Annotated in this window: 16 protein-coding genes; 9 read left to right on the top strand and 7 right to left on the bottom strand. The window is 34.7% G+C overall.

The genetic code is table 11. The annotated features are described in order from the left end of the window. Nucleotides 1-236: 236 nt before the first annotated feature. Nucleotides 237-494, top strand: coding sequence for a DUF2164 domain-containing protein (locus KO502_RS03645; RefSeq protein WP_216021205.1), 258 nt, complete (start codon nt 237-239; stop codon nt 492-494). Nucleotides 495-723: 229 nt separating this feature from the next. On the opposite strand, the gene KO502_RS03640 is transcribed toward KO502_RS03645, so the two are convergent. Then, nucleotides 724-1122: a hypothetical protein gene (locus tag KO502_RS03640; RefSeq protein ID WP_216021204.1), complete on the bottom strand. Its 399-nt coding sequence runs from the start codon at nt 1120-1122 to the stop codon at nt 724-726. 582 nt (nt 1123-1704) lie between these two features. On the opposite strand from KO502_RS03640, the gene KO502_RS03635 reads away from it, so the two are divergent. From KO502_RS03635 to KO502_RS03625, 3 genes are read left to right on the top strand one after another with little or no spacing between them, the layout of a single operon-like run. Beyond that, nucleotides 1705-3069, top strand: a complete 1365-nt coding sequence (locus tag KO502_RS03635) for a HAMP domain-containing sensor histidine kinase (RefSeq protein WP_252730487.1) — start codon at nt 1705-1707, stop codon at nt 3067-3069. After that, nucleotides 3069-3656 (top strand): hypothetical protein, encoded by a 588-nt coding sequence (locus KO502_RS03630; RefSeq protein WP_216021202.1) that lies wholly within the window; start codon nt 3069-3071, stop codon nt 3654-3656. The genes KO502_RS03635 and KO502_RS03630 overlap by 1 nt, the downstream gene beginning before the upstream one ends. 19 nt (nt 3657-3675) lie before the next feature. After that, nucleotides 3676-5049: a sigma 54-interacting transcriptional regulator gene (locus KO502_RS03625; RefSeq protein WP_216021201.1), complete on the top strand. Its 1374-nt coding sequence runs from the start codon at nt 3676-3678 to the stop codon at nt 5047-5049. A 90-nt stretch (nt 5050-5139) separates the two neighbouring features. Here KO502_RS03625 and KO502_RS03620 read toward each other — a convergent pair whose 3' ends face one another. From KO502_RS03620 to KO502_RS03610, 3 genes are all read right to left on the bottom strand, one after another. After that, on the bottom strand, nt 5140-5556 hold the full coding sequence (locus tag KO502_RS03620) for a GFA family protein (RefSeq protein WP_216021200.1): 417 nt from the start codon (nt 5554-5556) through the stop codon (nt 5140-5142). 213 nt (nt 5557-5769) lie between these two features. After that, a complete protein-coding gene (locus KO502_RS03615) occupies nt 5770-6444 on the bottom strand; it encodes a dienelactone hydrolase family protein (RefSeq protein WP_216021199.1) in 675 nt (224 codons plus the stop codon). Between the two features lie 150 nt (nt 6445-6594). Further along, a complete protein-coding gene (locus KO502_RS03610) occupies nt 6595-7527 on the bottom strand; it encodes a LysR family transcriptional regulator (protein WP_216021198.1) in 933 nt (310 codons plus the stop codon). A gap of 243 nt (nt 7528-7770) precedes the next feature. On the opposite strand from KO502_RS03610, the gene trxA reads away from it, so the two are divergent. The 3 genes from trxA to KO502_RS03595 all read left to right on the top strand — a co-directional run bounded on the left by trxA (nt 7771) and on the right by KO502_RS03595 (nt 10626). Further along, entirely contained in the window at nt 7771-8100 is a 330-nt protein-coding gene (gene trxA / locus KO502_RS03605; protein ID WP_216021197.1) for a thioredoxin, read from the top strand. 169 nt (nt 8101-8269) lie between these two features. After that, nucleotides 8270-9472, top strand: a complete 1203-nt coding sequence (locus KO502_RS03600) for an NnrS family protein (protein WP_216021196.1) — start codon at nt 8270-8272, stop codon at nt 9470-9472. Between the two features lie 200 nt (nt 9473-9672). After that, a complete protein-coding gene (locus tag KO502_RS03595; RefSeq protein WP_216021195.1) occupies nt 9673-10626 on the top strand; it encodes a D-2-hydroxyacid dehydrogenase in 954 nt (317 codons plus the stop codon). A gap of 31 nt (nt 10627-10657) precedes the next feature. Here KO502_RS03595 and KO502_RS03590 read toward each other — a convergent pair whose 3' ends face one another. From KO502_RS03590 to KO502_RS03580, 3 genes are all read right to left on the bottom strand, one after another. Beyond that, entirely contained in the window at nt 10658-10945 is a 288-nt protein-coding gene (locus tag KO502_RS03590) for a hypothetical protein (RefSeq protein ID WP_216021194.1), read from the bottom strand. 113 nt (nt 10946-11058) lie between these two features. Next, complete coding sequence (locus KO502_RS03585; RefSeq protein ID WP_216021193.1) at nt 11059-11289, bottom strand: glutaredoxin family protein; 231 nt, start codon at nt 11287-11289, stop codon at nt 11059-11061. Between the two features lie 171 nt (nt 11290-11460). Continuing rightward, nucleotides 11461-12399: a sensor domain-containing diguanylate cyclase gene (locus KO502_RS03580; RefSeq protein WP_216021192.1), complete on the bottom strand. Its 939-nt coding sequence runs from the start codon at nt 12397-12399 to the stop codon at nt 11461-11463. A 272-nt stretch (nt 12400-12671) separates the two neighbouring features. Between KO502_RS03580 and KO502_RS03575 the strand changes: the two genes are divergently transcribed. Both KO502_RS03575 and ykgO read left to right on the top strand, forming a co-directional pair. Further along, complete coding sequence (locus tag KO502_RS03575) at nt 12672-12932, top strand: type B 50S ribosomal protein L31 (protein ID WP_216021191.1); 261 nt, start codon at nt 12672-12674, stop codon at nt 12930-12932. Beyond that, nucleotides 12929-13054 carry a type B 50S ribosomal protein L36 gene (gene ykgO, locus KO502_RS03570; RefSeq protein WP_216021190.1) on the top strand — a complete coding sequence of 42 codons (126 nt, stop codon included), beginning with the start codon at nt 12929-12931 and terminating at the stop codon, nt 13052-13054. Before KO502_RS03575 ends, ykgO begins: the two co-directional genes overlap by 4 nt. The last annotated feature ends 316 nt before the right edge of the window (nt 13055-13370 follow it).

Genomic DNA, 13370 nt, shown 5'->3' with positions numbered 1-13370 from the left:
GATTTAAGTATTTTAACCAATACAGGTGATCAGTTATTTAACGGACTTGGTACTAACTTTAATCAATTTTAATCAATTTAATCGCAGCCATTTGGTTAACTGCCGAAATAAGTGAAGATCACTTCACTTGATAAACATTAACACTATTAATTTTTCTGTTTTTTGACTCATTATTTGGCCTAGGTATAATATATTTTTATCTTTCTTTTTCCTTACTAACTAAAAGCCATAAAAATATGAGTACTATAAAATTTTCTAGTGCAGAAACAGAACAACTTGTGACTAAAATTCAACGTTACTTTGCTAAGGAGCTTGAGCAAGATTTAGGACAATTTGATGCTGAATTTTTACTCGATTTTTTTGCCAAAGAAGTTGGCGCATATTTTTATAATAGAGGCTTGTTTGATGCACAAACGGTGATCTCTGGAAAGCTAGAAAATGTCACTGAAATGATACAAGAAGGGATTGATGAAATAGAAAAACCGGTTAGCTAGCTTAATATTAATACCAAAAAATTAATACCTATACTAAATGCACAGCTATAAAAAAGGCCGACTACAAAAGCAGCCGGCCTAAGGGGAGTGGATTGTTATAACAAGTCTATTAAGCCCTTTTCTCAGTCCTTAAGAAAACAAACTAGTCGATTTGATATGGGTTGGGAGCTCCCCTAAAGCTTTACAGAGTACTATTGTTACTCTTTGTTTTTCTCGTGCTTAACGAATATTAAGTTGATGCTGTAGTGGTTGCTTTACTTGCCATATAAGTAGCAAAATTAACTAATTCTTGTTCGGTGATTGAAGCGTCAGTATTTTCATCTATTTCATCAAAAGCTCGCAGTAACCAATTATTTTTTCCTGCCGCTACCTCTTCTAAGCTTAATTTGCCGTTTTGATCAGTATCTAACGACGTAAAAGTGAAACTGTCACCAGTGTTTTCAAGCTCATTAGTTTCGTCAATAAGCTCTAAATCCACTTCTACAGAATTATCTGTAACTTCAGTAACTATCTCAGTATGCTCTTCAGTGTTATAAGTGACTAATTCTTCATCGGCATTAACGAAAAATGAAACTAAACATACGGCGGCAACAAAGGCACTTATTTGCGTTAAACTAATGTTATTCATGCTACTTCTCTTTGGCTTTAACAATAAAGGGTTAATTAGCGGCTTCCATGCAGCTTAATTTACATATTCTAAATTTATAATAGTTAGCTAATAGCACTCATCGTGCCAAAATTTCAAAACATTGATTTTAAAAGGTTAATTTTATATTTTAGGTTTTTCATTGTCTTTGGCTGGTTAAAAGTGTCTCCAAATACCAACACAATAATCAAATTAAGTTTAAGTAGACTCACACCTCCTCAATGAAAACAAATAAATATATATTTTACAACAACTTAACATTAAAAACATAAACCAACACACCTGTCTCAAAATAAAGACACCCTTGTTTTTATGATGTTTTTATCATACAAAGGGTAGCCTAAATTATTTATCATTAATGAGTCCTCGCTAAATTCCATGACTACTTCTTATCAATTAAAAAAAAATAAAGTGTTGTTATATAAATTAATCAACTTTTTTTTGGTTTTTAGTCAATCTCTACTGAACAAAATATCTCTTAATAAACTCATCTTAATAGGCTTTGTATTTGTCACAATGCCTTTAGTGTTGGCATTATTATTTAGTGCTAATAAGGTAAGTCAGTTGGCTAAACACAGCACTAGTGCTATTTACCACGTTGCACAACTAACACAACTTAATAATAAATTAGACGAGAACATCGCGAAGATTGAGCGCTCTGCAAGTCAGTATGTGGTATTGAAAGATACTGAATTATTGAATTCATTTAATCGTCATCAAAACAAGTTACAGGCAATCATTAAAGAAACATTAGCTCAACAACAAGATGTGCAATTAAAAGAGCAGTTAACATCACTTAAGGTTGAGAATGAAAAGCTGCGGATATTGATGAACAGTACAAAGGTTGATGGTTTATCATTAATGCAATTGCAAGGCGAGTTTAAATTATTACATACGATCACAGAGCAACTAGCTAAGCGCAGTAACTTTGTAGTTAACCAACAAGTGTTTACTATTCATAATACCACTGAAGATATCAGTAACAATATGCTTAAACGCCTGTTTATTATCCCTTTAACTTTACTTATTGCTGGTATATTTATTGTTTTAATTACTAAACCACTTAAGCGACTTACTAATAAAATCAAAATATTAGAACAAGGTAATTTTGAGCAAGAAATTAAGCTACAAGGCTCCGCTGAAGTTATTGCGATAGCCGATGCATTAGAGAATATGCGACAACGGTTACACACCTTAGAATTACAGAAGTCGAGCTTTATTCGTCATATTTCTCACGAGTTAAAAACACCTCTCGCCGCTATTAGAGAAGGTACTGAGCTTATTTACGACAATAGTGTTGGCTCCCTTAATGATGACCAACAAGAAATTTGTAATATCATTCGTACCAGTGTTGGTCGATTGCAACGCTTGATTGAAGATTTACTCGATTTTAATATTGTTTTAGATTCAACCAGTTTAAATCATTTAGAAAAAATTAGTTTATCGGACTTAATTAATGAAGCTTGTACCGTTAGGTTATTAGATATTAAATCTAAAGATTTAACCTTAAAATGCGATAGCAGTCCTTGTATTATTTACAGTAATAGTAAACAACTCAGTGTTATTTTAGATAATATACTTTCAAATGCGATAAAATATTCACCTATTAACGGCACAATAGCTATTTCCTATAACAGTAATAAAACAGATCTCACCATTAATATAATTGATCAAGGCCCTGGTATTGAGCCGTCATTAACGGAAAAAGTATTTGATGCTTTTTATCAAAGTACACCACCTGAGAACAACCCAATAAAAGGGAGTGGTTTAGGGTTAACTATTGTTAAAGAGTTATTATTACGTCTAAATGGCCACATTAAAATAACATCAGCGAAAAAGCTTAACGCTGTAAATCAAAGTGGTACTTGCGTCACAATTACATTACCGCTAAATACACCAACAATGAGCACACAAGTGATTAACCCGTAATGAATACTAAGAAATTAAATACAATGTTAACAGTACAGCTAAAGTCTTATTTCTCGGTAATACTAATACTCTTGTTCACTAGTTTATTAAGTGCTTGCCAATTAACATCTGCTGATAATCCTGAACCTTTAGAGAAAAAAACCACGGTGATTAACTACAACCAATATTACTTATGGTTAAAGTCATTAACTAAAGCAGAAGTATTGTCGGAAGAAGCGAAACAAAAGAAGTTAATGGCAACTAGCACAGAGCAAAAATCATTAAGCCAAGGCAAACTTATTTTAATTTACTGCTTACCTAGTACACCACTTCATCACCCATATAAAGCAAAACGTTTATTAAATGAATTACTACTCGTGAGTAACACCATGACTCAGGATAATTTGGCTTTTAGTATGCTATTAAGAGACCAATTAAACTCTCAGTTATATTTATTACAAAAACAAGAGCGTTTAGAAAAAGAGCTTGCTACACAAAATGAAGCTAACAATAAAAACATTAAACAGTTACAAGGGCAGCTCAATCATGTAAATCAACAATTAATGCTGCTTAAACAAATAGACCAAAATATTAACCAACGTGGCTAAGCCATAAAATGAGAAGATAATGAGCTTAAACACTGATAGTTCTCCCAAAAACAATGCAAAAATCCTGATTGTAGATGACGATCCAAGCCTATTGCGCTTGCTCGGTATTCGCTTATCTGCAGCAGGCTATAATGTTGAATCTGCTGCCAATGCAAAAATAGCCTTAGGCATATTACAAAACTTTATTCCGCAAGTAGTGATCAGCGATTTACGCATGGAAGGTATGGACGGTATGGCGCTTTTTGAACAAATAAGAGTGTTACACCCGAATATCCCAGTGGTTATAATGACCGCACACGGCACCATTCCTGACGCCATCAACGCCACTAAACAAGGTGTATTTAGTTTTTTAACTAAACCTTTTGAAAGCCAAGAATTATTAGATACAGTTGAACAAGCAATACGTTTACAACCATCAAGCGGTAGAGAAGCAAGTGAAACTGAATTATGGCGCAGTAGTATAATCAGCCGCAGTACAATCATGACCTCACTACTGCAACAAGCGAAACAAGTAGCAAATAGTGACTTTAGTATTCTTATTCATAGCCAAAGTGGTACCGGTAAAGAGTTACTTGCCAAAGCTATTCATCAAGCAAGTAACCGCAAAGACAAAGTATTTACCGCGATTAACTGTGCCGCCATTCCTGAACAACTACTTGAGTCAGAATTATTTGGTCATGTAAAAGGCGCTTTTACCGGCGCAGAAAGAAACCACCAAGGACTATTTCAAGCAACCGATGGCGGTACGCTATTTTTAGATGAAATTGGCGATATGCCTTTGAGCTTTCAAGTGAAACTATTACGTGTATTACAAGAGCGAGAGGTTCGCCCTGTTGGTAGCACACAAGCGATAAAAATTGATGTTCGAATAATTTCAGCAACTCATGTCAATTTAACCAAAGCGATTAAATTAGGCTCTTTTCGAGAAGATTTATATTACCGACTTAACGTAGTTGAATTAGAGCTACCTATTTTAGCCCAGCGCCGAGAAGATATTCCATTACTTGTACAATACTTTTTAAATCAAGCTGTTGCTCGCTCTAATATGCCAATAAAAAGTATTAATCAAGAAGCAATGGAAATGCTTATTAGTGCCCCGTGGCCAGGTAATATTCGACAATTACAGAACGTTATAGAGCAAAGTGTCGCACTATCGAGTGAAAGTGTTATTAGTGAGAGTGTAGTAAAAAATGCTTTACGTGATGATTCAACTCAATTCCCGTCTTTTCAAGAAGCAAGAGAACACTTTGAACGTGACTATTTATCAAAGTTATTAAAAATCACCGCGGGTAATGTTTCACAAGCGGCGCGTATAGCACAACGAAATAGAACGGAATTTTATAAATTATTAAACAGACATCACCTTGTTGCAGAGTCTTATCGAGAAGAGTAATGTGTGCAGTCCGGGTAAAATGGGATTGAAACACATCCATCAAGAATTACAGAAAAAGAACTAACGGTAAGATGCTTGCGATAAATAACTTTACATATTATCGCAAGCGTCTTGCCTAGGCGCAGTTATACCATGCTCATACCATTTTGCCCTTTCAGTCCAATATATATTGGCTTCAGGTTTGATCTTCGGCACATTATCTAAAGTCCCTGTAGGAATAAATAACAATTCTCCCCTGCCATCAAGAAATGGTAAACCAGAGCCACAGTTCATACAAAACACCTGTGTAAAGTCACGTTCTGGATAGTCAAATCGCTTTATGTTCTCTTCACCAGAGAGCCAGTTAATCTTTGTAGGAACCGCTATAATATTGGCAGCAAATGCTGAAGCCGTCATTTTTTGACATTGTATACAATGACAGTGAAAGAAGTGTTTTAGCTCCGAGGTAATTGCATATTTACATTCTCCGCACAAACAACTACCCGTTAATGTTTCTTCGTTATTCATCTACATTGCTCATTAGTATACTTTCAATATTTTAGGAATAAGACAACAAACCTATTAACACTGTTATTAAAGGTTAACTTCACTTCTTTGACTTTAATATTCACACCTGACTCTGTTAGATATTGAAGCTTGAATCTAGCTCGATCATCCGTAAACTCCTTTTCTGTTACATTACCTGTATTAGTGCTTTTATTAACTTAAAAAACATCAAAACTAAGCAAGTAATCGAGCCTGTAACCACTTTGATATATCGGTTAATTGCTCCGGTAATACAGAATGTTCCATTGGGTAGGTTTTCCATGTCACATCATAATTAGCCTTAGTTAATAGCTCATTGGCCATTTTACCTGCACTCATTGGCACAACACCGTCATGAGTACCGTGATTTTGTAAAATAGGCGTGTTCGCATTAGCCTCAGAACGTTGCTCTGGCAATTTATCTGCCGTTGGTAAATAACACGATAACGCTAAAATTCCGGCCAAACTTTCTGGGTAACGTAAACCCGTAAACAAACTCAATACGCCACCTTGGCTAAAGCCTGCTAGTACAATATTTTTAGCCGCTATGCCTGAATCAATTTGTTCTTGAATAAGTGATTGCACACGTGTTTCAGACGCTAACACACCGTCCATATCCGCTCTATTATGTAAATCCATACTCTTAATATCATACCAAGATCGCATTACGTAACCTTGATTAATGGTAACGGCTTGCTCAGGTGCATGCGGAAAGATAAAGCGAATACCATGATTATCAGGTAAGTTTAAAACAGGTACTATCGGCGCAAAGCCTGCGCCAGAGTCACCTAAACCATGTAGCCAAATAACACAGGCTGTTGCAGTAGATTTAGGCTCAAGGGTAATACGTTCAAGTGGTGTTGCTATCATAAAAGACTCTGATGAAAAAATGATATACGGTTCAAAAGTTTAATGAACTGCAAAAGTAATCACATCATAACAATGCTTAATGCTTGTGGCAAAGCACGTATTGGTCTATCTCATTTTTACTTTCACATGAATTATATTATTGCAATAACCTTATAACAATTGCCCGACATGACTTTGAAAGTAATCTAAAAAGGTACGGGTTTTACTGGCAATATTTCGACTTTGGTAAAGCACACTTAAACGTTGTGCAATAGGTGGATGAGTAAGAGTGAGTTTTTGTAATGCTTCACTTTCTCGCCTATTTTTCAAAACATAATTAGGTAGCTTACATAAGCCTAATCCTTGTTCTGCCGCTTGAAATCGCATTTCAGGGCTCGATAACATCACTTTACCAGTAATATTGACTTGTTCTATTTTATTACCATTTCTAAAATTCCAAGACTGATTTTCTTCTTCTAAAATACAATCATATTGACTCAGTTCTTCCGGACTAATGCCAACGTTAGCACTTGAGTTATCACCTAACGGATTAAGTAAGGCTTCAATGCTTTGAGTTAACATTGCCGGTGAAAAATAAATAGATTGTGGAAAACTTAACAACTCTTTAGCTATCCAATTTGTAGATGGTAATGCTTGTTCATGTAAAACAAAACATAAATCAAATTTAGGATCGAATTCAGGAACAGAGCCAGAATAGTGCTGACAGTGTAAAGTTATTTTCGGATATTTTTTTAAAAAATCACCAATTAAGTGACTAATAATTTTATTAAAAAACTCTAATGGTAATAAAATATTTAACGTGCCCTGTGGCTGATTTAATGACGACGAAAGCTCTTCTTCAACTTTTGCTAAGGCTTCTATGTGTTCTTTACTTGCACAAAACAGTAAGCGCCCACTATCGGTAAGCTCTTGTTTTCGTGTAGTTCGTAATAATAGATCACAACCAAGCTTTGTTTCTAATAAGGCAAGCCTTCTACTTAACTTTGATTTTGCTATACCTAAAATTTTGGCTGCTCGCGTGAATGAACCTGTTTCAACTAAGGTAACAAATAAGTGTAAATCATCTAAATTACTCAGTTTCATACTTTCCCTCTATTTTATTTATTATTTTAACTAAATTATTATTACGTGTTTAAAACAATAATACAGCACACTGTTCCATATTTAGAACAATGTATCTCATTAAACACATCTAATAAAGTAATAACAACTTCAGTACACTGTTTCTACTGCTTGAAACACAGCTGTTGAACGATAGAGACGACTTTCGATAGAGCTTTAAGCAACAAATAAAATTTTTTAAAAATATAGTAAACGGAGAAGATTATGAGCACAGATACAATCAATAAAGTTACAGAAGTTAATACCGATGGTTTTGCACAAGTTGTTGAACAAACTGAAGGAAAGATACTTATTCAATTTCATGCTCCATGGTGTGCGCCATGTAAAATGCTTGCCCCTGTTGTTGAGCAAGTTGCTCAAGATCATAATGATCTTAAAGTCATAAAAGTAAATGCCGATGATAGCCCAGAGTTAGCAGCTAAGTTTGGCGTTAGAGGACTTCCTACCCTGCTATTAATGAAAGCAGGAGAGTTAGTTGCTACTCAAGTTGGGGCGGCATCATTAGGTCAAGTTAAACAATTTGTTCAACAGTAATGCACAAGTAGTTTAGAGATAAAGTATACACTAAAAATTAAACTACATTTTGTTTTATAGGAATCGTTAAAACTTAACGATTCCTTGATCTATTTCAGGTATAAATATTCATATTTTTATACAATTGTAAAAGTGATAATAATGACTTTCCTTATAAGGCTCACACTTAATGCAAATAACTGATTTAGAAACTGAACAAAAAATCACACCGCTATTACGTTTAGGATTTAGACCATTCTTTTTAGGTGGCGCTATATTTAGTGTTGTCGCGATCATACTTTGGATATTAACGTTTAGAGGTGCTATTAGTTTTTCACCTTTAGGTGGCGCGCATTGGTGGCATATTCATGAAATGATTTATGGTTTTGGCGGGGCTATTATTGCTGGTTTTTTACTAACGGCTATTCAAAACTGGACAGGAGTTAGCGGCGCTAAAGGTAACTCTTTATTGTTTTTATTCTTGCTCTGGTTAGCAGGACGTGTATTTATGAGTATGCCAAGCTTACTTGGAACAACGCTTAGTACTATTGTTGATTTACTTTTTTTACCTGCGATTGCTTATGTACTAGCTAAGCCTATTTTAGCGATAAAACAATACCGAAATTTATTCTTTGTACCGCTGTTAGCATTATTCACTATTGCCAATGCAGAGATGCACTTAGCAATAAACTACCCACAAACCTTTAGCACTATGTATTCTGGTTATGCTGGGGTTATGTTAGTTACTTTCTTAATGTCGGTTATGGCCGGACGTGTTGCGCCAATGTTTACCGCAAACGGTACTCAAACTGAAAAAGCCACACCATTACCTTGGTTAGACAAAGCTGCCAACGGTAGTTTAGCTATTATTATGTTTAGTTTGTTGTTACAACCTATTGTGGGTTTTTCCGTATTATTTTTTGGCGTGTTATTAATTATTGCTAGTGTATTTCAAACAGTACGTTGGCTTAGGCTGAAACCTTGGATAACTTTAAATGTGCCATTGTTATGGTCATTACATGGCGCCATGAAGTTCATCGCTTTTGGTTTATTTGTATTAGGTATTAGTTATCTTATTCCTGAAGTACCAAGTAATCATGCTTGGCATTTATTAACGATTGGTGGCATGGGCGGCTTAATTTTAGCCATGATAGCCCGTGTTTCGTTAGGGCATACTGGTCGTCCATTAATAGCGCCAAAAGCCATGAGTGTTGCGTTTGTATTGATTAATTTAGCGGCACTAGCACGTACTTTTGGTCCTTGGGCCATGCCAGAAAAAACCTTAATGTTTATTGATATGAGTGGCGCTTTTTGGATCCTCGCTTTCACTATATTTATCATTGGTTATGCGCCAATGTTAATGAAAGGGCGATTAGATGGTCGTCCTGGATAGTTAAGTTAACTCTATTTAAGTTAACGTTATTTAAGTAAGCTTGATGAAAATAAAATATTAATGAGTTCGTAACGAGCTCATTAATTAAAATTAACACATTAACTAACACTTAAATTAAGCATTAAAACTATTTAGCTCTTCCTGCATACGCAGAAACTTATTAGACTAATATTACTCTTTACCTTTAATAAGTAATCATTATGCGCGCGGTATTTTTAGATCAACAAACGTTCAGTCCCACCATTGATTTTTCATTAATTGAGCAACAAGTCTCCGAATTAATTTGTTATGCCACAACCTCGCCTAGCGAAGTAATAAGGCGTTGTACTGACGCTGAAATTATTATTACCAATAAAGTATTATTAACCGCAGAAGTGCTCGCTAAGCTTCCACAAGTAAAGCTAATTTGTATCACCGCAACAGGATATAACAATGTGGACATTGAAGCTGCCCGTGAGCTAAATATCGCAGTAACCAATGTCAGTGGTTATGCTAGTTCCTCTGTTGCCCAATACGTTTTTGCGCAATTACTTGAATATTATCAACAAACAAACCATCACAATAAAAACACTGAGCAAGGCTTATGGCAAAAAAGTGAGGTATTTTGTTATCACGGTAACGGTTTTCAAGAGCTAGCAGGAAAAAGCTTAGGTATTGTTGGTTACGGTAATTTAGGTAAGGCGGTTGAAGCGATTGCTTTAGCTTTTAATATGAAACCATTAATTAGTGAACGCCCAGGTGCTACAACAGTCAGAAATGGAAGAGTATCTTTCGATGAAGTGATTGGAGAAGCCGATATTATCAGCTTACATTGTCCGCAAACGCCCGAGACCGAACAATGTATTAATAGCGATGTATTATCGCGTATGAAGAAAAGCGCAGTACTCATTAACACCGCTCGTGGACCAATAATTGATGAACACGCATTGTTTGACGCTTTATTAAATAAGGACATTGCTTACGCTATTTTAGATGTTTTAACGCAAGAGCCACCAGCTGCCGAGCATATTTTATTGATGGGCAGTTTACCTAATTTAAAAATTACTGCGCATATTGCTTGGGCCAGCATGGAGGCACAACAACGATTAATTAATTTAGTAGCTGATAACATTCTTTCGTTTCAACAAGGTGAACAATTAAATCGTTTAGCCTAAATGCGTTAAAGGTTAACGCATTATGAGTGAGCTAATAATTGAGTCGCATTTGTATGTGCTCACTAATATTTTCATTAAATAATTCGAGACCTTTCGCCGTTAAAATAAAAGATGCTGCACTACCCACTTCATGAGCAATAAAGTCATCATGGCGTAAAAAAGCTAACGTGCCGATATGTATAGCACGTTTATTTTCATCACCTTCATCATCGGGGTAAAGGTTTTGAAAACCAACTTCTGTTGGTTTAGGAAAATTCTGTGCTAATAATGTTAATATTTTTGCTGATGATTCATCAAAATGTGTAAAGTTAATACTCATGTTATTACCTATTTGTTAGCCGTTTTAAAATAATTTATTATCCGAATTCAAGACTTCAAGCAGCTCATTCACATATCAATTTATATAAGGTAATTAGTCGTTAATTCTACTTACTAACCTTCACCATAGAGTTTCTTAAACTCTTTTAGGTTCCAACCAATCATCACTTCATTACCAATTTTAAGTGCGGGTACCGATCTTGCGCCAATAGCGTCAAGCTCTTTTCTACCTCGCTGCATTTTTGCATTGGTTAATCGATATTGAATGCCATTATCATCTAAGTATTTTTTTGCTTCTCGACAATGAGGACATTTATCTGAAATATATAGAACTACGCGTTTCATCACTTACCTTTAAAGAGTAGTTAAAAACTAATTATTTTACTGGCTTTTCAGAAAAAACAAAGGTGAATTTATCAGCTCTTTATTAGTTAACTCCAGCTCTGGTTAAGCAAAGTTACTCAACAAGCTATTTTACCTAACATCGTTAAATTTATTAACTAGGGGTGAAGTTAATTAACCAGAATAAGCTTTTATGCAATTACGCCCTTCACTTTTAGCAAGGTAAAGTGCAGTATCGGCATTAGCAATAGTCTCTTCAATATTTTTATTTACAGTATCCCATTGAACATAACCAATGCTTACTCTTACTTTAATATCATTTATAAAACTATAACTCTCAATTCTCAGGCGAAGTTTTTCAGCAACACAAGCCGCTGCAGCCAATCCACTCTTTACCATAAAAATAAGAAATTCCTCGCCTCCCCAGCGAATAATTAAATCTGATTCTCTTATGCAGTCAAGCATCACTTTAACGACTTCACTCAGTACTAGATCTCCAATCTTATGCCCCCATTGATCATTTATCACTTTAAAGTGATCAATATCTAACATCAATAAAGACATAGGAAGTAAACTACGATTTGCTACTCCTTTTTGTTTTTCAATCATTTGATAAAAATAACGGCGGTTCCAAATCCCTGTTAAAGGATCTGTTTCACTGATAGTGCGTAACTTTTCTTCTAATTGGTAACGCTGTGTAATATTAGTTGCCTGCCATAATACAGCTGGTTCACCTTCAACACTAAAGTTCAGGGGTTGAATACGCCCTTCAAAGTAAATGATGTTGCTCGGGCCATCATCATCTAACCCTTTAACATCTTTTCTTGATAGATTGTATTCAGTAATAAGAAGCTTATTGGTTTTTAAGGCTTCTTTGATTTTACCAAGAAACCAATCCGATTTTTCTGTATTTAAAACATCTGTAACAGACAAACCAACTAGCTTACTTGCATCATGATAATAACGAAGATCTTTACCCCCGAAAATTTCAACATATCGACCCGCTTTCGTTAAAATGAATGTCGGATCAGGAAGCGAATTTAAAATTTCAGACATGTTTTTCAAAGTAAGCATTAATACGCCCCCTATATTTACTAAAATAATAAAATCCATTTTATACATAAATTCAGGACAGAAACCACATCATTCTGATAACAACTATAAAGCCAGTTCACTTTACTTAAGCAAATGTTATGCACTTTAGCTAAAAAGAATAACTTTATTGTAGACCTTTAAATTCAAACTACTAAATAACTCGCTAATTATCCTTAAATTTAATACTACTCTATGCTGAAGCAGTATACCCACGATTAACGCAAATAAGACTTGTTATCATTTAGGTATCAATGTATAGTTATGTTACAACATATCAAAACAAGGTGATTATGAAAGATAATATCCACCCAAAATATCAAATGGTTGCTTTTCACGATACATCTATTGATGAGTACTTTATCGTGGGATCAACATTAAGTACGAGCCAAACCGTTGAGTTAGATGGGGTTGTTTATCCTTATTACTCTATAGAAGTTTCGAGTAAATCACACCCATATTATACAGGTAAACAAAGCATTAAAACTCAGGATGGCCGTGTTGCTAAATTTAATAATCGATTTGGTAAATTAAAATCTAAGGAAAAGAAATGAAAATCTTAAGTTCATTAAAGAGTGCTAAAAATCGCCACCCAGATTGTAAAATAGTAAAGCGCAGAGGTAAGGTTTATGTTATTTGCAAAACAAACCCAAAATTTAAAGCGAGGCAAAGGTAGTTTAATGAATTGAATAGTTAACCTGAATTCGATTTAAGATATTTTTAACCTTTTGAAATAATTTACAATATTATTTCAACTAGTACTCTAGCTTGATATTTTCTTTAAGTACCTTATACCAATCTCACAAACTAAGTGATCATTTATACGGGCTAAAATAGCTCACTTAATTAATGAAACTGGTATTAGTAAAATAAACAAGGCAAATTTCGCGTCAATACCTAGGGTCTATTGCAAGTAAATTTAACGATGAAAGGAGAGAAAATAGCTACTAGAGAAATATTTATTAACCCGAGATCATATATGGTCTCCTCCC

It is taken from the genome of Colwellia sp. E2M01, assembly GCF_018860585.1.
Classification (GTDB): Bacteria; Pseudomonadota; Gammaproteobacteria; order Enterobacterales; family Alteromonadaceae; genus Colwellia.
This window is presented reverse-complemented; position numbering and strand designations above follow the sequence as displayed.